Below are 19673 nucleotides of genomic sequence, written 5' to 3'. Positions count from 1 at the left end.
TATATATCTTCGGTTTCAGTTTCAGCTGGTCTTGTTCGTCCAACCTGTGTTTCAATCCGTTTCAATCTTTTTTCTGTTACCTTTCCGACATCCGACGTTCCGGTCTTTCCCTTTCCTTTCGGTTGGGAGTGCAAAGGTAAGGATCTTTTCCGAACTTCCAAATAAAATAAATTTTATTTTTTCAGCCTTCTTTTTTCCTATTCCCTCTTTCAATACGCTGATATTATTCAGCTTTCCGCCATTCCTGAACGGGCTGCAAAGGTAGCAATCTTTTCCGCTCCCGCAACATTTATTTTAAATAAATCCCGCTCTCCTTATCTCTACGCCATCCTTTCATTCAAAACCCTTCCTCCGAAGCGGGATGCAAAAGTAGAAAAAATTAACACTACCGCAAAGCTTTTACGCCGATTATCTGAAGGCTTAAGCTAACTACATGGTTTTCAACAGGAAAAAATATAGCAAAGGACAAAACTTTTTAAGGAAATAGTTGTTTATGATCCGCCGCAATTGAAAATAAATCTGGTTTATTATTCGCTCTCCGGTGCATACAGCCAGGCGACACCTCCATATCAGTATGATGAACATCCTCTAAAAAAAATCAAACGCTTAAGAAACATGAGAACTCTTGCTATAAAGGTGCCAGAATAAAAATCACATGACCTTTCTTAACGCCCAGGTTTTACAGAATAGTACAGTCTTATTATATATGAGCTATTGTAAGTCGTCAAACATTTTTCTAAGTTTGATTTATGCGTTTAAATATTGGTCTGGCATTTTTAATCTTATTCCTTGCTTCAGCTTGCCGGAAAGGGGAGCGCATCACCACAGATCCAAATGCTAAATTGAACATCCCCAATAAAGAGGTATTATTTGATACTATTTTTACCTCGGTAGGTTCAATAACTAAAAGAATAAAGATTGCCAACAAAAACAACGATGCAGTTAAAGTATCAGAAATCAGATTATCGGGAGGTAGCACTTCAGCGTTTAGCATTAATATCAACGGGGAGCAAACGCCGAACAAAAATGATCTAATCATAAACGGAAAGGATTCTATCAATCTTTTTATCAAAGTTTCGATCAACCCAAATTCAACTAACCTGCCCTTTCTGGTTCAAGATTCTATCATATTAAATACAAATGGTAATAAACAGGTAATTCAGCTTTTAGCTTATGGACAGAATGCTGTATTTGTTAACGAATCGACAATTAATGCCAATACCATCTGGACAAAAGCATTACCTTACATCATTAATGGATCATTAACCGTTAAGAGCGGAAGCTCCCTAAGCATCCAACCTGGAACTAAGGTTTATTTCCATAAGGATGCCAATTTAAATATAGAAGGAAACCTAATGGTTAATGGCAGCCTTACTGAACCTGTATTGTTTTGTAGCGACAGGCTGGAAAAAATATACAGCGATGAGCCCGGACAATGGAAAGGGATTTTCTTAAAGCGAAGCGGATATGGACTGATTAAAAATGCGATCATCAAAAATGCGTCTGTCGGCATTACCTCCGATTCTTTGTCCGTTAACAACAGTCCCAAATTAATTTTAAGCAATAGCATTATCAAAAACATGCAGGTGGCGGCTTACATTGGCTACCACTCAGAATTGCTTGCATTTAATAATGTGATGTATAACTGCGGGAATTACTTAATATATGCGGTAGGGGGAGGAAATTACAACTTAAAACAGAATACTTTTGCTGCTTATAATTCAAATTTCCCACGCAAAACTGCCGCTCTGAGTTTTTCAGATTATTTATCGGCAAATGCTTATAACAAACTTCAGGTAGATTTAACCAATAATATCATATGGGGGAGTTTAACCAATGAACTGGATATCCAAAAGAAAACGTCTGCAATAGTGCAGTTCAATTTATGGAGCAATTTACTCAGATCTACCAACAGCGCTTACAGCAACAATGGCAATATTTTAAATACCGACCCTCTTTTCATTAATCAGGATCTAGAAGACTTTAAAGTATCTCCCAGTAGCATCGTCAGAAAAAAGGGGGCTGATTTAAGTACCGACCAGTATTTCATTAATTACCTTAATCAGGATGCGAAAGGAATTGCAAGAATTCACCCCTCAACATTAGGCAGTTACGAGAAATAACTTATTTTTTTCATTTTCTCAAAACAAAATGGCGATAATTTCCGTTTATATATTCGAGAGCGTTAATTTAGATGGTAAGGGTCGATATTTCTTCTAAAGAATATCGGCCCTTTACTTTTTACCAGGGATTTTAAGATTATAGGATTGCCGCTCAATTGTTAGGCTATTTTTTAACATCGCTTCAATCTCCCAACAAGATTTATTTCTTTAGAAAGCTAGCATTGGTGCCTATGGCAGCCTTCAGTCCCGCTTTTCCTCCTGCCGTTTTAATTTCTCGATATCAAAATATATAGGTCAAACCGGCATCCGTTCAATCGGGCTTAGTTAACAAAGTCCGTATTTAAATATCCGATAAACAAAAAAAGCAGCTACAAATTAATGCAACTGCCCTATTTATTTGTTTTGTTGTAAATTATTCTACGGTTACCGATTTAGCCAAGTTTCTGGGCTGATCTACATTACAACCCCGCATCACTGCAATATGATACGATAATAACTGAAGCGGAATAGTTGCTATAAGTGGTAAAAAGGCTTCATTGGCATCAGGAATTTCGATACAGTAATCGGCCATTTTCTTCACCTCCGTGTCTCCCTGGGTTACAATCGCGATTACTTTACCTTTTCTTGCTTTTACTTCTTGTATATTGCTGATCACTTTTTCGTATGATGAATTCTGCGTAGCAATAAAAACTACCGGCATTTCTTCATCAATTAAAGCGATCGGCCCATGTTTCATTTCTGCTGCAGGATAACCCTCGGCATGGATATAAGAAATCTCCTTAAGTTTTAAGGCACCTTCTAAGGCCACTGGGAAACCGCTACCTCTCCCCAAGAACAAACAGTTGGTAGAATCTTTGATCTTTTCTGCAACTTCTTTGATCAGGTCGTTCGACTCTAGTGCAATCTGGATCTTTTCAGGAATATGATCCAGTTCAGTCAAAAGCTCAATTAATTTTGAAGTGGTAATGGTCCCTTTTTGTTGCGCCATATAAAAGGCCATCAAGGTTAAAACCGTTACCTGAGCAGTAAATGCCTTTGTTGAGGCTACACCAATTTCTGGACCCGCATGGGTGTAAACACCTGCATGGGTTAAACGTGGGATGGAAGCCCCAGCAACATTACAGATCCCAAAAATAGTTGCCCCACGTTCTTTGGCCATCTCGATGGCCGCCATGGTATCTGCAGTTTCGCCGGATTGTGAAATGGCAATTACGACATCTTTTTCGGTGATAATTGGATTTCTATACCTGAATTCTGAAGCATACTCCACCTCAACAGGAATACGGGCATATTCTTCGATCAGGTATTCGCCAACCAAACCTGCATGCCACGATGTTCCGCAGGCCACGATAATGATCCGGTCTATATTTTTTAATTTCTCTGCAAATTCTTTGATCCCGCCTAGCTGAACTTTTCCTTCTTCAGGATAAATCCGTCCCCGCATACAATCTTTAATTGAACGTGGCTGCTCATAAATTTCTTTAAGCATAAAGTGATCAAAGCCACCTTTTTCCAGCATTTCTAGCTTTAGTTCAAGTTCTTGAATAAGCGGCGTTTGAACAACATTATCTAGCTGCTTAATCAGAAGGTCTTCTCTGGTAATCAGCGCAATTTCGCCATCTTTTAAATAAATTACATTTTTGGTGTATTCAATAATGGGCGTAGCATCCGAAGCGATAAAATATTCTCCTTTACCAACTCCAATTACCATAGGGCTACCTTTTCTTGCGGCAATTAAACGATCCGGGTGTTCTTTATCCATTATCACGATGGCATAGGCTCCATTCACTTCATGCAAAGCCAAACGAACAGCTTCTAAAAGATCGATCTGTTCAATTTTCTGAATTTCCTCAATCAGATGGATCAACACTTCTGTGTCGGTATCACTTTTAAAATCGTGCCCACGATTAGTCAATTCTTCCTTTAATGTGGCATAATTTTCTATAATTCCATTGTGGATAATAGAAAGCTTTTCGTTATTAGACGTGTGTGGATGAGAGTTACGGTCAGAAGGCACACCGTGTGTTGCCCAACGGGTATGCCCCATACCAATAGTACCAGATTTATCCTGAGTTTCTGCAAATTCTTCTAAAACCGCTACCTTTCCAGCTTTTTTATAAATATGCTGACCACTGTTATTCATCAGCGCAATACCAGCACTATCATAACCGCGGTATTCTAATCTTTTAAGACCTTTCAATACAATTGGCCAGGCTTCTCTGTAACCTATATAGCCTACTATTCCACACATATTTTATATCACATTAATTTGGTCAAATATATAAAACAAACGTTTGTTTTAAAGAAAAAAAGCCGATAAACTTACTTCACAAAAAAAGCAGTTACAAATTAATGTAACTGCTTGTCTATTGTTATCCCAACGGGGATGGTGTATAATTTTATTTATAAAGTGGGAAAGCGCTTACCAGTTTTATTACTTCAGCTTTTACACTATTCAGGTTAGCCTCATCTTCCGGATTGGTTAAAACCTGGTCGATTAAATCTACAATCTTCTCCATTTCAGTTTCTTTTAACCCACGTGTCGTAATTGCGGCAGTACCTACACGAATACCTGAAGTTACAAATGGCGATTTATCATCGAAAGGAACCATGTTTTTGTTCACTGTAATTTCTGCTTTCTCCAAAGCATTTTCAGCTACTTTACCAGTAATGTTTTTATTTCTAAGATCGATCAGCATCAAGTGGTTATCTGTACCACCAGAAATAATGCCATATCCTTTAGCTACAAATGCTTTGGCCATTGCCTGTGCGTTAGCCGCAACTTGTTTAATGTATGTTCCGTACTCCTCGCTTAAGGCTTCGCCAAAAGCAATTGCTTTAGCCGCAATAATATGCTCTAACGGACCGCCTTGTGTACCAGGGAAAACCGCCATATCGAGCAGGTTACTCATTAAACGGGTTTCGCCTTTAGGTGTTTTTAATCCCCATGGGTTTTCGAAATCCTGTCCCATCATAATCATACCCCCACGTGGACCACGTAAAGTTTTGTGGGTGGTAGTGGTTACAATATGGCAATGTGGAAGCGGGTTGGCCAACAATCCTTTTGCGATTAAACCTGCAGGGTGAGAAATATCAGCTAAAACCAAAGCACCGATTTTATCAGCTACTGCACGGATAAAAGCGTAATCCCACTCGCGGGAATAAGCAGATGCACCGCAGATAATTAATTTAGGTTTTTCGGCTAAAGCAACTTCTTCTAATTTTTTATAGTCGATAAGTCCGGTTTCTCTTTCAACTCCATAAAATAAAGGCTGGTATAGTTTACCCGAAAAGTTAACAGGCGAACCATGCGTTAAGTGGCCACCATGAGAAAGATCAAATCCTAATATTTTATCGCCTGGCTGCAAAACAGCAAGCATTACTGCTGCGTTAGCTTGTGCGCCAGAGTGCGGCTGAACGTTTACCCATGCTGCACCGAACAACTCTTTTGCCCTATCGATAGCAATTTGCTCTACTACATCCACTACCTGGCAACCGCCGTAGTAACGTTTTCCCGGTAAGCCTTCAGCATATTTGTTGGTCAGTACCGATCCGGCAGCTTCCATCACCTGCTTGCTTACAAAGTTTTCTGATGCAATAAGCTCTAAACCATGCTCTTGGCGGTTTAACTCCTTATCAATAAGTTCAAAAATTTGGTTGTCGCGTGTCATCATTATATGAGGTTTGTATTTTTTTTGCAAAAGTAAGAAATTCAAATTTAATTTAGGCCGTATTAGGATAATGCTTTCACATTAAAGTTGTTAAAGCCACTTCCAATGGTTATCTCTACGATTTGTTGCTGCAACATTTCTAAAATAGCCAGGAAATTATAAACGAAATGCACTTTATTCTCTGAATTTTTAAGCACTAAAGCAAAATCGATCTGTTTATTGATATCGAGCAGATTCGCAATAAAGTGTTTTTGCTGTTCAATGGTATATGGATATTGTACCACGGTGTGTTTAACCTCTTCGCTGCGCAGCTCATACTTCTGCACCGTTCGATGGTAAACGGTTAAAAGTTTATAGAGATCCAATGATAAAAGTTCATCCTGGTGACTGGAAGATGCAGCGGCCAGGGTTAAATCGTATGCAATATTACCCCGTTGATCTTGTTTAAACCGTTCCTCTTCAAAAACTTTCATTTCTTCGGCTGCAGATTTAAATTGTTTGTAGGCGATAAGCCTCGCAATCAGATCTTGTTCGGCATTAATTTCATTTCCGGCTTCATCAACCTCAATCCTTGGCAAAAGCATTTTAGATTTAATGCGCATCAAGGTTGCGGCCACTAAAATAAATTCGCTGGCCACTTCTACATTTAAAGCAAGGAGCTGATGGATATAGGCCAAAAAGTCGTTGGTGATTTTGGCAATCTCCACATCCTGGATATTAAGTTCATCCCGCTCTATGAAGAACAGCAACAAATCGAAGGGGCCTTCGAATACCGGAAGTTTTATTTCAAAATTCTCTGCCTGCATGTGAAGAGACAAACATAATGAAAATTTTTAGCCCAGGACAATCCTAACCGTTAAACCCTAACCCCTAACTTCCATTCGCTAAACGCTAAACACTAACCCGCTAAACACTAACCCCTTAAACAGCAATAATAAACCACTATTTTTCTCTTCTATATTAAAACAAATTTGCCTTACTTTGTATCTTGTTTTTTACCATAAATTTCGAATGCAAGTAAAAGCTGGCCCCCTATTATCTAAAATCAACTATCCCGCTGATTTAAAGCAATATAGCGAATCTGACTTAGAACAAATAAGCCAGGAATTACGACAGTATATTATTGATGTTGTTAGTGTTAACGGTGGCCATTTTGGCGCTAGTTTAGGTGTTGTTGAATTAACAGTAGCCTTACACTATGCATTAAATACCCCTTACGACAAATTGGTTTGGGATGTAGGCCATCAGGCATACGGGCATAAAATATTAACCGGCCGTAGGGATTTATTCCATACCAACCGCGTATACGGTGGCATTAGCGGTTTCCCAAAAATTACGGAAAGTGAATACGATACCTTTGGTGTAGGCCATTCTTCTACTTCCATTTCGGCCGCTTTGGGTATGGCGGTGGCTTCGCAATTAAAAGGCGAAACAGACAGACAGCATGTGGCCGTTATCGGCGATGGCGCCATGACAGCTGGTTTAGCTTTTGAAGGATTAAACCATGCAGGGATCGAAAACAGTAATGTGCTTGTGATCCTGAATGACAACTGCATGTCTATCGATCCGAATGTAGGTGCACTTAAGGAATATTTAACCAGCATCACCATTTCAAAATCGTACAACCGTTTCCGTGATGATATTTCTCATGTACTTACAGGGCTTTCTAAGCTAGGCCCTAATGCACATAAGTATGTTAAGAAAATAGAAAAGAGCATTAAAGGCACTTTACTAAAACAAAGTAATTTATTCGAAGCCTTAAACTTTAGGTATTTTGGCCCCGTTGACGGACACGATGTAAAACGTTTGGCGCAGACTATAAAAGATTTATCTGCTATTCCTGGCCCTAAGCTTTTACATTGCGTTACCGTAAAAGGTAAAGGTTTTGCTCTGGCTGAAAAAGATCAGACCAAGTGGCATGCACCGGGTCTTTTCGATAAGATTACCGGCGAAATCAAAAAAAGCACTCCAGATAAGCCGCAACCACCAAAATACCAGGATGTTTTCGGACATACCATGGTAGAGTTGGCTGAGGCGAACGATAAAATTGTAGGTATTACACCTGCTATGCCATCAGGATCGTCGTTAAATATTATGATGAAAGCGATGCCAAAACGTGCATTCGATGTAGGTATCGCAGAGCAACATGCCGTAACTTTCTCGGCTGGTTTAGCAGCACAAGGATTGGTTCCGTTTTGTAACATATATTCAAGCTTTATGCAAAGGGCTTATGATCAGGTTATCCATGATGTAGCCATTCAAAAGCTAAACGTAGTGTTTTGTTTGGATAGAGCGGGCTTAGCAGGTGCTGATGGGGCAACACACCATGGTGCATATGATATTGCTTACATGCGCTGTATTCCGAACTTAATCGTTTCTTCTCCAATGAATGAAGAAGAATTGCGCAATCTGATGTTTACTGCTCAACAAGAAAATGTGGGTCCATTTGTAATCCGTTACCCACGTGGTAATGGCGTAATGCCCGATTGGAAGCGACCATTCAAAGCATTAGAAATTGGCAAAGGACGTAAGATCTGTGATGGAGAGGATGTAGCCTTATTAACTATTGGCCACGTAGGTAACTTTGCCGTTGAGGCACGAGCCGAATTAAACAGCGAAGGTTTTTATCCTGCCCACTACGATTTACGTTTTGTAAAGCCTTTAGATGAGCAATTACTACATGAAGTATTTGCTAAATATAAATATGTAATCACCGTAGAAGATGGCTCATTACCTGGTGGAGTAGGTTCAGCAGTATTGGAGTTTATGGCCGATCATGGTTATAAAGCAAATGTAATACGTTTAGGTATTCCAGATCAGTTTATCGAACATGGCGAACAGGTAGAACTTTGGGCCGAATGCGGTTATGATAAAAACGCAATTGTAGCGGCAGTAAGAAAAGTTGCTATAAAAAGAACAACAGATAGTATGGCAGGGTAGAAGTACTCTTATTCCTGGTTATTATCATCCTGAGAGGTCAGTTTTAAAAAAAACATTGGAGTGGAGGCAGCATGTTTGCAAGGTATCGTTATCTCGACGGTAGTGTTGCTCCGAGATGACGCCAATTCTAGAATATGTATTGATAGCACAGCGAAGAATCTCAATGATACAAATAAAGATTCTTCCCATCCGTCAGGATGACAAGTATAAAAAAGATTAGTCCGGATACCCTGTGTAGTGTAATTCCCCGTAGGCTGTACGGTACAAGTTAAAATGCATTCTCTTCGCCTTTAACCATATTAATTACCGTCATAAAGATAATCTTTACATCCAGCATCGCATTCCAGTTTTCCAGATACCAGATATCATGTTCCACCCGTTTCACCATTTTATAATTTTCTTTGGTCTCACCACGGTAACCGTTTACCTGTGCCCAACCCGTAATACCTGGTTTTAAAAAGTGGCGCACCATAAATTGATCTACAATACCTTTGTACTGTTCTGTATGGCTCAACATGTGTGGTCGTGGACCAACTACACTCATATGTCCCATAAATACATTAAAAAACTGAGGTAATTCATCCAAACTCGATTTCCGTAAAAATTTTCCAATAGGGGTAATCCGGTCATCATTTTTACTGGCTTGCTTCTTATCACTATCCGCATTCATCCTCATGCTCCTAAATTTAAAACACCAGAAAGGCTCATCATCCCTCCCACTTCGCAGCTGCTTAAATAACACGGGGCCGTTACTTTGCATTTTAATTAACAAGGCAATGATCGGATATAGCCAACTCAATACAAAAAGAATCACTAAACCACTAAATACAACGTCAATAACCCGTTTTTTAAAGCGATTATGTACCTTCTCCAGTGGTTCTGAACGTAAAGAAATAACCGGAAATTCGTTACCCAGATAACTTACAGTATAAGGAGACAGTAGGGCTCCACTAATGTCGGGAATAAACTTTAAACGTACACATTGACGCTCTGCCTCCTCAGTTAATAGGCTCATATCAGCCATACGTTCCGGCGCAATGGTTACATAAATATCCTTAATGCCTTTATCAACAGCCATTTTAAACTGACGCCCTACCATATCAGAAATCTGACCGTTGTGGTCTAAATAATCTTCTGGGACATCATTGATAAAACCATGAAACTCAATATAATGCTGCTTTTCAAAATAACTCGCCAATTGTAAACCAGTGACGTTGTTACCCATTATAGCTACAGATTTAACACCTCGTAAATGATTAAATAATAAAAACTGAAAAGAGGTACCAATAAAGCGGTTTACCAAAAACAAAATGGCCAACATGCCATAAAAAATCACAAGAAAAGATCTCGAGAAATCATTTTGTTTAGAAAAGAAAAGATAGACAGAAAATAAAACCGCATGTAGAACCACACTTTTCCAGGTTCCGCGATAGATTCGCTCAATCCTACGCGACCCATATTCACTATAAAGTCCAAAGCTTGTAGTGCTCACAATCCAGATCAGATTACACACCACAATATAATGCCATTGTAATTCAGAACTTACTGCTTTACCCATATAAGCGGTAAATTCGTAGGCAAAAAAGTACACAATATTGACCATGATCAGGTCAGTGATCGGTAAAATATATTTAAGTATAAATAAGTAACGTGTTTGCATAGGCTTAAAATGAAAACTCAAACATTTATCTATTGTTTTTGTTTTGAATGAATTACAATGAACAAAATTAATGCCTAAATTCTGAATTCAAAATTAAATAGTGTCTACTGAAAACTCAAAGTGTTCAATTTTACACTGAAACAGAGCTCTTTTAGGTAAAACAGAACCATATAGAAAAGGTAACGATAATCAACCGTACTTTTTTGTAAAAAATTTGTGTCTAAAAACCAATTACAAGCTTTTTGAAGGGATACACTCAAAAATCTTGCATCAAGCTTTGCGAAAATTGACACAAATAGATCAAAATCAACATGTTGTTGTTTTTCAGCAGCCCTTATTGTAGATGGGATTACCTTTTAGATGAGTTGAGCTGGGATCCCTTTAATGAAGGTTCACATATGGGGCTTTATCTTCCAAAGTACAGGGGGATCGATTTGTATATTATCCAGCAGAATTGCTTGCTGACAAGATCTACTGGAGTATGCAATATGCATGTTCGGAGTTCAGGGAGTAACTAGCAGGTTACGCATCAAGCAAAGCATGAGCAGAAAGGAGAACTGATGGAACAATGCACTTGCAGAGAGTTTCTTTAAAACGATAAAAACAGAAATGATATACCAGCAAAACATATAAAACAAGAGCGAAGGTAACCTTAGCTATTTTTGAATATATAGGGGGTATGGTATAACAGAAAGAGGAAGTATTCGTACTTAGGGTTCTTATCGCCCCTAGAGTTTGAAAACAATTCAATAAATCGTAAAATCGCCGCTTAATAAACACCTAAAGTAATACTTCTCAAGAAAAAATAATCTGACAAAAAAACTCTAGTAGACGATTGCAATTCCAAACTCAAGCTGCCCAAAATGTAGTCTTCGGATCATCGACCCCTAAAGGAAAGTGCAGAAAAGTTAAAAAATATAAAAGCTTATATCAACGCTGAGGGAAATAGTATTTGCAGTAGTTTATAATCTATAGTTTCGATAGCTTTTTTTTAAGACTAATTCTTTAATATCTACTCCCAACTTTTGACCGGATTCCTTATATAGTATTGAAGCAACAATACTACATTAACTGAAGCACTAGCATCTATCAAAATTGAGATCCGCTATTTTTTTATTTACTTAAAGATTATACCTGATTAAAAATCATGATATATATTACGGAAACTACTACGGATACCGAAAGTAAACATTTGGGTATTTTCTATCCCTATGCTGCTCTCACGCCTAAACACTCCGGCTAACTCTAAGCGGAGATTATATTTTGGATTGAGCAGATAAGATACCTGTGCACGCGCAAAATATAGATTGGTCTTTATGCCCTGGCCAACCTTGCTTCCATATTCAACAGATCTGGTTAGGTAACTTTTAAAAATATCTCCGCCATAGTTAAGGCCCTCAGGGTCCTTTCCGTATCTCGAGTAAAGTGCTTCCCCCTGAAAATCAAACCGCTTGTAGTTGTAATTTAATATCCCGAGAAATTCCCTGAAATTAGCACCAAAAGGGTGAGCTAATGACTGGTTGTAATTGGAATAATTGGATAGCCTGTCGAAGTGGGCATAAGTATACGGCCGGGCGGTGTTGAATTCGGCAAGGTAGTTCAGACTCTTCACTTTGAACAGGTCAGATCCCCGTAAACCTACTTGAACGGCGTATTTATTAGCCCAATAGCCATTGCCAGCGAAAAATTCCTTGGCAGTAAATTCATCAAACATAAACTGTCCATAAAGAGTAGTGTTCTTTAGAATTTCATATTTCAGATTTAAACCAAGCCTCATCTTATCAGGAGAGGTGGTGTTTGTACTTTCTACAGGTCTTAAGAAAATAAAAGGGTGCACGTAATTAAAATCAAAACCACGTTTACCCTCAACCTCTGCATCTGCCCAGGTTACTGCCTGAAAAAATCCTACAGAGAATTTTTTGGTAACATTCCAGTCCACATAATGGGCAGCCATCCACTTTCCCCTATCTCCTAACCTACGATCATCAGTGAGCTTTGGTGCACCCGGATCTAGCATATAGGCGAAGATGGTCTGATATTGCACCGCACCAAGTGTAGCTCTTACCCTGAAAAAGGAATAATTGGACGATACATCAGAAAGTAACATAGAACGGTATCCATCACCGATAAAATTCTTATCATACCCCAAAGAAAAGTTGAGATGCGAATTTGGGGTATAAGACAACAGAGCAGTCACGTAGGTCCAATCCTGTTTATCGGCTCCCAATTTACCAGATCCCTGACCGGGCATAACCTGATTGGCTACAATATACCTGTTTACATAATCTGCAAACTTTCCCTGATTCTCAAACCCATTCAGATAAAAAGAAAATTGTTTCCCAACCGATCCTCCTACCTGAAATCCTCTGGTGTTTAACCAGGTGTTACGCTTGCCGCTAAAGTCCCTGCCAATCTGAAAATCCGGTAAAAAATCTGCATATACCTTATAATCCTCCCCGTTAAATTCGAGTAAATGTTCATTAAATAACTTTCTGTGTACCCAAGTGCCCCTGTTGTTGGTATCAATACCAATCTTCATCAGAGAATCATATGAAGCTGCGATTTCGCTTTGGTCAGAGTAAATCCCCTTTATAGATGAATGGAATTTACTATCCTGATTATAGATCCGTTGGTTTAGCTTTTGATAGAATTGAAAGTCATATGGGATATTGACATTGGGAGTAGACTGCCCCCAAGCAAGCGTTACAGTAAAGGCCAAAATGGCCAAAAAAAAAATTTTCTTCATCTTATTAATTAACCACATGGTCAAGCTCTTCAAATATAGAGTTCATACTCTTAAACTCAGGCACCATTTTTTTCATGTTTATAACCACCTGCATATCATCATCCTGCTTCGCTGAATTGATCAGGTCAGCAACGTTACTGGCTACCTCATCAAACACGTATTCTCTTACTTTTCCGATCATGATTTTCTCGTGGTGAGTTGGCATCGTATTTTCATCGTCATTCAACAGTTCTTCATAGAGTTTTTCTCCTGGCCGCAGACCTGAAAATTCTATTTTTACATCCACATTGGGTTCAAGTCCGGCGAGCTTAATCATTTTTTTCGCCAGGTCCAAAATCCTAACCGATTTGCCCATGTCAAAAATAAAAATTTCCCCCCCGTTACCCATGCACCCTGCTTCAAGCACCAATCGGCAAGCCTCCGGAATAGTCATGAAATATCTGGTAATATCAGGATGGGTAACCGTAACTGGGCCACCTTTTTCTATTTGCTGTCTAAACCTGGGAATAACGGATCCATTCGACCCCAGAACATTACCAAATCTACTGGTTATAAACTTGGTTGCAGGCCGCTTTTCCAAACGGTTAATATAACTCAATCCATTACTGAAAACGAAATCCCTTTGACTAAGTGAATTATTGAGCGACTGAACGTAAATTTCTGCAATTCGTTTAGAAGCCCCCATAATGTTTGTCGGATTTACTGCTTTATCCGTCGATATCATAACAAACTTCTGAACGCCATATTTCACTGCTTTATCAGCAACGGTTTTAGTACCCAGCACATTTGCCTTAATCGCTTCAGCTGGATTGTCTTCCATTAAAGGCACATGTTTATATGCTGCCGCATGATAAACATAATCGGGACGGTACATATTAAAAAGTTTATCCATCCGCTGTTCGTCACGTACATCACCAACAAAGGCCTGATAGTTTTTTGTCCGGTCCACTTCATCCAGTTCCAGATAAAGATCATGCAGAGCAGTTTCCGATTGATCACATAATATGATTAAACCAACATCAAACTTTGATAACTGTCTAACAATTTCGCTCCCTATCGAACCAGCGGCTCCAGTAATCAGGATTCTTTTTTTGTGGAGCATACTTCCGATTCCTTCAATATCAATGCTTATCGTTTTCCTATTTAATAAATCTTCGATATTTAATTTCTGAATCTGGGCAGGTTGTAATTTTCCATTGGTCCAAGCATTCGCAGGAGGGATGTTTAATACTTTGATATCATGTTCCAGGCAAAGGTCAACAATTACATCTCTTTTTTCTGCAGGAATGGTATAAGATGCGAAAATAATTTCATCTATCTCATGTTTGGCAATCAGATCAGCAAGATTTCGTGCATCTAGTATACTCACACCATCTATTGCTTTGCCAATCTTGCGCTGATCATCATCCACAAATGCAACAATGTACTTGTTTACCTTATCGTCATGGTCAAAGGTTCTCTTAGTAGCCATCCCAGCCTCGCCTGCTCCGTAAATAATGACCTTTTTTTTATCCAGTTTCAGATTTTTAATGTACATAAAAAAGTATTTGATAAAAATCCGGTAGGTAATCAGGAAAAGAAAACTGAACAATCCACCAATGATCAGTACTGTATTGGGGATAAGCGATCTGTTTAGAATACTTATTGCAAATAAATTAATTATAAAATAAAATCCGTTGGAGATCAGGACTGAAAATAATATACGGAAAGAATCCTGCGCGCTTGTATATCTAATTATACCCGAATAGCTCTTAGTAGCCAAGAATGCCATTGAATTAAACAACAACAATAACAATAAGTTAGTTGACAGCTCTGGTATATCTACTGATGTTAGGTTTAAATTAAACTTTAACATATAGGCAAATACCATTGCCCAAGAGCAACACACAAGATCGAGAGCAAAAATAATCCACCGTGGGACGATATTAATTTGAGTAAACAATTTTTTATAGGCTAAGTATGTATGTCAAAGATAAATACAATAAGCAATAATCCTGCCACTCTATGGCAAAAATATTTCTCAGCCACCTCTAAAAGCAGTTGAGAAATATTGGCGTACACAATACTTAATTAATTCCTTCAAACCAAAGATTCCGCGGATATCCATCCTCAGAGGTCAACTGATCAAGTTCTGATCTAACAAGTTCCGCATCCTCTTTAAAGGTAACACCAAACCAGCTGGCATCAGTCTTTACGAGGCTCACAACCCCTTTGCCCGTTTTAATTAATCTATCTACAACTTCAGGAATTAAGAATTCAGCTTTGAGATCAGTGTCATGCCGATCCAAAAAATCATAGTATTCGCCTTCACTCCAATTTACAAAAGAGGGGGTAAAACAGAAGAAATTCATACTAACAGGTGTCATCAGATCCATCGCAATCTCATCGCCATCGTTAACGCGAAATGCCTTGTCAGCGCGCTTAAATATTTCTTTTCTCTCTTTTATACCAACAATATAATTCCCTTCGTCTACTTGTATCTCTCCGCGGGTTACCGATCCATGATCACTCAATGTATTTTTCAACTGATAACCCAAACATGCATACTTTCCATCCTCTACTGATTGAGTTAAAAACGCATAAGCTTTTTCAAAAGCATCCAATCCATAAAAATCATCTGCATTGATTACCGCAAAAGGAGCATCAAGGACATCCTTGCAGCATAATAAGGCATGTTGTGTTCCGTAGGGCTTAGTGCGTCCCTCAGGTAAAGCCCTGCCATCCCTAAACTTACCCAAGCCCTGGTAAACATACTCAAGCTTCACTTTTCCCCGAAGTTTTGGTTCTATCGCACCCTTAAATGATTCAGCAAATTCCGCTCTGATGATAAAAATTACTTTATCAAATCCCGCTTTGATCGCATCAAAAATCGAATACTCCATTATTGTTTCCCCCGATGGGCCAAAAGACTCCGTCTGTTTACTGCCTCCGTACCTGCTGGCCATGCCAGCCGCTAAAATTACTAATGATGGTTTTGAGTTATGCATATATATAACTGGATTAATTTAACTTTCAAGATGATTAGCACTTATTCTTCATACAAAATATTGAGCAACCCATACCCAACAAGAAAAATTCAACAAAAAGAACGCCAAGAAAGATTAATTTCTATTAAAAAAAATCAAAACATTAAATTAACTAAAAAAACAGCACATAAAATCTCAAAAAATAGACTAACCGATTAAAAAATATCAAATACCACAAAAAAAACTTAAAAAAAAGACAGAAAAGAAAGATAAATTAGCTACTTTAGTCTTATTGGAAGCATATTCTCAACCCTATCCTCTTCATTATTATAACTGAACAATGAGTTTATTAGAAGAAAGCCAAGGCAAAATACCGTGTCCCAAGTGCAAAAATCCAGAAACCAGCAGGATTAGAAGGAATCTTTTTCTCAAATCGATAGTCCCCTGGCTCCCAGTTAAACATTTTATATGTTATCGATGTAAAAATAAATTCTATAAATTTTTCTAATTGTTATACCAACATGAGTATAAATCGATCATTAACTTGCCTTTTCTTCTCAATTCATGATTAGCAAGGCCGAATCAGATATTGTTTTATTCCTTGCTTGTTTACTACTTGTAGCAATTTTCAAAGGAAGACTATACATTACTTTAAATTAGCACATAATATTCGTAACATTCAACTCGACCAAATAAATGCTTCTAATCAAAATACCCTGTAATAGCCTTTGGCGAGAATTGTAAAATAAATGGGCACACCCGAACCATCTTCATTTAAGTATGCCCACAACAGTACATCGATGTTATTATAAATAACTTTTACCGAACTTTTCACTTATAAAACCAGATACTTTCTTTATCTCTTGTTCTTCATTTTTTGGATATATTAACAAAACATTGCCATCGTCAACTACAATAAAGTCGTGGAGCCCCTTAATTACCGCTACTTTATCTGTTGGCACCTGTACAATACAGTTGGAACTCTGCGTGAGATGAACCGATTGACTATTTACTGCATTGTTATCCAAATCCTTTACCGAAACATCGTGTAAAGATGCCCAAGTACCCAAATCCGACCAGCCAAACTCACCGGTAATTGTAAATACGTTGTCGGCTTTCTCCATAACAGCGTAGTCAATTGAAATATTAGGAGCTAACGCATAATTTTCATTAATAAATCCATTCTCAGTATCAGTGTTATAAAACTCCTTCCCTTTTAAGAAAAGATTATATATCTCCACCGCATGAAAACTTAACGCTTTTAATATGCTGGAGACCTTCCATATAAATATTCCTGCATTCCAAACGTAACAGCCACTCTCTATAAACGCTGTTGCTTTTTGTAAGTCTGGTTTTTCCATAAACCTGATTACTGGATGAATATCCCCAACCCCAGCGTTAACATAATTAATGTAACCATATCCGGTATCAGGCCGGGTGGGATTAATGCCTAGGGTTACTAACGCATCATTTTCTTCAGCATAATTCAATCCAAGTTTCACCTTTTCTAAAAAAATAGCTTCATTGAGAATCAAATGATCGGAAGGTGCAACAACAATATTTGCATCAGGATTTATCTCTGAAATTTTAAAAGATGCATAAGCAATGCAAGGAGCCGTATTATTTCTGCATGGCTCTGAAATGATGTTGTCCTCAGACATCCCGAACAACTGTTCGGAGATTAAATCTTTGTATTGTGAATTGCTGAGGATATAAATGTTTTCTTTTGGGCAAATCGTCAAAAATCTTTCGTAAGTAAGCTGGAGAAGTGATTTTCCCACGCCTAAGATGTCGATAAACTGTTTTGGGAAATTATTGCGGCTCTTAGGCCAGAATCTACTTCCCACTCCACCTGCCATAATGAGAACGTAAGTGTTGTTTTTCATATGCTTTTATATTTTTTTGTATTTATCAGTATCTGCATTATCAATACCCAATAATTCAATTTGTAAAAATCAATATTGGGAGAAGACATCATAGAAAAATATACAAGTAAATCTGTTGTTAACAAGCCTCTTGCGCATGCATTCTCTTAAGTTAGTAGGCATTGTCTTCTCCTCGAAAAACATTGATTACCGTCATAAAAATAATTCTAACATCAAACATGGCGGTCCAGTTCTCTAAGTAATAGAGATCAAATTTAACCCTGCTCTCCATCGCCTCATTTTCTTTAGTCTCACCGCGAAACCCGTTAACCTGTGCCCAACCCGTAATACCTGGTTTTAAAAAATGACGAACCATAAATTGATTTATGATCTCTTTGTATTTCTCTGTATGCTTAAGCATATGAGGCCTTGGGCCAACCACACTCATCGATCCAAAAAACACATTAAAAAACTGAGGCATTTCATCCAAGCTCGTTCTCCTTAGAAAATATCCGATTTTTGTGATTCGGTCATCATCCTTGGTTGCCTGTTTTTTATCGCTATCTTTATTAACCTTCATACTCCTGAATTTCCAACACCAAAACGGTTTGTCGTTTCTTCCACTTCTCAATTGCTTAAATAAAACCGGGCCGGGGCTTTGGATTTTGATCAGGATTGCAATGATAGGATATAGCCAGCTCATTACAAAAATGATTACTAAAAGACTAAAAACAATATCAAATGCTCGTTTTTTAAAACGGTTGCCCATAATCTCTAAGGGTTCATTTCTCAAGGTTATAATTGGAAACTCGCCCCCCATGTAAGATATGGCGTAAGGAGAAGCGATCGTACCACTGATATCCGGAATAAACTTTAGACGAACACATTGCTGATCAGCTGCAGAAACAAGAGTACCAACGTCATTCATCCTATTTGGTGCCACAGCGACAAAAACCTCTTTAACCCCTACATCGGCTGCCTCGCCGAGTTTAGCTAACACATTTTTCTGGGAATCTGCAGAATCATATATATCCTCATCGTTACCTAGAAAACCGAAAAAATCTAAATTTCTCTGTCTGTCGATATACTCCGCAAGCCGTAATGCAGTTTGGTTTGAACCCATTACAGCAACCATTTTCGCTGCTTTGAACTTGTTCAAAACAACATATTGTATGTAAGTACCAATAAAACGGTTAAAGACAAAAGCAACAAAAAGTAAAAAATAGAAGATAACAAGAAAAGCCATAGAGAAATTCTCTTCTGCTGAAAAAAGCAGGTAAGATAAATATAGCACACAATGCATTGCCAAACTCCGATAAGTCCTGCTATAAATCCGCTCTAGCTTTCTTGCTCCGTAAGCAGTATATAATCCAAAAATTGCTGTTGAGAAAAGCCAGATCAAATTATACACCGCAATATGATGACGGTCAATTTCGGCGGTTACAGTTTTACCTAAAAACGGTGTTAAATAATATGCTGAGAAATAAACTAAATTCAACATGATTAAGTCTGTTATAGGCAGAATATATCTCAACAGATATAAATAGCGTGTTGGAGAACTCATAGGGATATGGATTGAAAATAGACACCACAAATTTAAAAAATTCTGTGACATTTACAACTTAAAGCTATAACATCATACGGTTAAATATCCGGTATGTAGAATATTCTATCGATTAGGTGTTCATAACATAAGAAAGAG

General features: G+C 38.1%; 11 protein-coding genes. 2 read left to right on the top strand and 9 right to left on the bottom strand.

Annotated features, from left to right (window positions below; genetic code table 11):
- The first annotated feature begins 749 nt into the window (after window positions 1-749).
- The gene (locus tag EYS08_RS08365; protein ID WP_131029587.1) at window positions 750-2123 is read left to right on the top strand and encodes a hypothetical protein; all 1374 of its coding nucleotides are present in this window, start codon (window positions 750-752) and stop codon (window positions 2121-2123) included.
- A gap of 412 nt (window positions 2124-2535) precedes the next feature.
- On the opposite strand, the gene glmS is transcribed toward EYS08_RS08365, so the two are convergent.
- From glmS to EYS08_RS08350, 3 genes are all read right to left on the bottom strand, one after another.
- Complete coding sequence (gene glmS, locus EYS08_RS08360) at window positions 2536-4374, bottom strand: glutamine--fructose-6-phosphate transaminase (isomerizing) (RefSeq protein ID WP_131029586.1); 1839 nt, start codon at window positions 4372-4374, stop codon at window positions 2536-2538.
- A 148-nt stretch (window positions 4375-4522) separates the two neighbouring features.
- Window positions 4523-5794, bottom strand: coding sequence for a serine hydroxymethyltransferase (glyA, locus tag EYS08_RS08355; protein WP_131029603.1), 1272 nt, complete (start codon window positions 5792-5794; stop codon window positions 4523-4525).
- A 62-nt stretch (window positions 5795-5856) separates the two neighbouring features.
- Window positions 5857-6600: a segregation and condensation protein A gene (locus tag EYS08_RS08350; RefSeq protein WP_131029602.1), complete on the bottom strand. Its 744-nt coding sequence runs from the start codon at window positions 6598-6600 to the stop codon at window positions 5857-5859.
- A gap of 205 nt (window positions 6601-6805) precedes the next feature.
- On the opposite strand from EYS08_RS08350, the gene dxs reads away from it, so the two are divergent.
- The gene (gene dxs / locus EYS08_RS08345; RefSeq protein WP_131029585.1) at window positions 6806-8734 is read left to right on the top strand and encodes a 1-deoxy-D-xylulose-5-phosphate synthase; all 1929 of its coding nucleotides are present in this window, start codon (window positions 6806-6808) and stop codon (window positions 8732-8734) included.
- A gap of 268 nt (window positions 8735-9002) precedes the next feature.
- Here the strand turns inward: dxs and EYS08_RS08340 are convergent, their stop codons facing one another.
- From EYS08_RS08340 to EYS08_RS08315, 6 genes are all read right to left on the bottom strand, one after another.
- Entirely contained in the window at window positions 9003-10394 is a 1392-nt protein-coding gene (locus EYS08_RS08340; protein WP_131029584.1) for an undecaprenyl-phosphate glucose phosphotransferase, read from the bottom strand.
- 1138 nt (window positions 10395-11532) lie between these two features.
- On the bottom strand, window positions 11533-13140 hold the full coding sequence (locus EYS08_RS08335; RefSeq protein ID WP_131029583.1) for a gliding motility protein RemB: 1608 nt from the start codon (window positions 13138-13140) through the stop codon (window positions 11533-11535).
- Between the two features lie 4 nt (window positions 13141-13144).
- Entirely contained in the window at window positions 13145-14911 is a 1767-nt protein-coding gene (locus EYS08_RS08330) for a polysaccharide biosynthesis protein (protein WP_449415933.1), read from the bottom strand.
- Window positions 14912-15206: 295 nt separating this feature from the next.
- Entirely contained in the window at window positions 15207-16085 is an 879-nt protein-coding gene (locus EYS08_RS08325; protein WP_262711721.1) for a sugar phosphate nucleotidyltransferase, read from the bottom strand.
- A gap of 827 nt (window positions 16086-16912) precedes the next feature.
- Window positions 16913-17992: a mannose-1-phosphate guanylyltransferase gene (locus tag EYS08_RS08320; RefSeq protein ID WP_131029580.1), complete on the bottom strand. Its 1080-nt coding sequence runs from the start codon at window positions 17990-17992 to the stop codon at window positions 16913-16915.
- 151 nt (window positions 17993-18143) lie between these two features.
- On the bottom strand, window positions 18144-19472 hold the full coding sequence (locus EYS08_RS08315; protein ID WP_165456408.1) for an undecaprenyl-phosphate glucose phosphotransferase: 1329 nt from the start codon (window positions 19470-19472) through the stop codon (window positions 18144-18146).
- Window positions 19473-19673: the final 201 nt, after the last annotated feature.

The organism is Pedobacter kyonggii, from assembly GCF_004310665.1.
Lineage (GTDB): Bacteria > Bacteroidota > Bacteroidia > Sphingobacteriales > Sphingobacteriaceae > Pedobacter > Pedobacter kyonggii.
Note: the sequence above shows the minus strand (reverse complement) of the source record. Positions and strands in the feature narration are given on the sequence as shown.

Coding starts and splice junctions, on each gene's coding strand:
- EYS08_RS08365 (WP_131029587.1), top strand. CDS start 750: ATGCGTTTAAATATTGGTCTGGCATTTTTAATCTTATTCCTTGCTTCA.
- glmS (WP_131029586.1), bottom strand. CDS start 4,374: ATGTGTGGAATAGTAGGCTATATAGGTTACAGAGAAGCCTGGCCAATT.
- glyA (WP_131029603.1), bottom strand. CDS start 5,794: ATGACACGCGACAACCAAATTTTTGAACTTATTGATAAGGAGTTAAAC.
- EYS08_RS08350 (WP_131029602.1), bottom strand. CDS start 6,600: ATGCAGGCAGAGAATTTTGAAATAAAACTTCCGGTATTCGAAGGCCCC.
- dxs (WP_131029585.1), top strand. CDS start 6,806: ATGCAAGTAAAAGCTGGCCCCCTATTATCTAAAATCAACTATCCCGCT.
- EYS08_RS08340 (WP_131029584.1), bottom strand. CDS start 10,394: ATGCAAACACGTTACTTATTTATACTTAAATATATTTTACCGATCACT.
- EYS08_RS08335 (WP_131029583.1), bottom strand. CDS start 13,140: ATGAAGAAAATTTTTTTTTTGGCCATTTTGGCCTTTACTGTAACGCTT.
- EYS08_RS08330 (WP_449415933.1), bottom strand. CDS start 14,911: ATGGCATTCTTGGCTACTAAGAGCTATTCGGGTATAATTAGATATACA.
- EYS08_RS08325 (WP_262711721.1), bottom strand. CDS start 16,085: ATGGCCAGCAGGTACGGAGGCAGTAAACAGACGGAGTCTTTTGGCCCA.
- EYS08_RS08320 (WP_131029580.1), bottom strand. CDS start 17,992: ATGAAAAACAACACTTACGTTCTCATTATGGCAGGTGGAGTGGGAAGT.
- EYS08_RS08315 (WP_165456408.1), bottom strand. CDS start 19,472: ATGTTGAATTTAGTTTATTTCTCAGCATATTATTTAACACCGTTTTTA.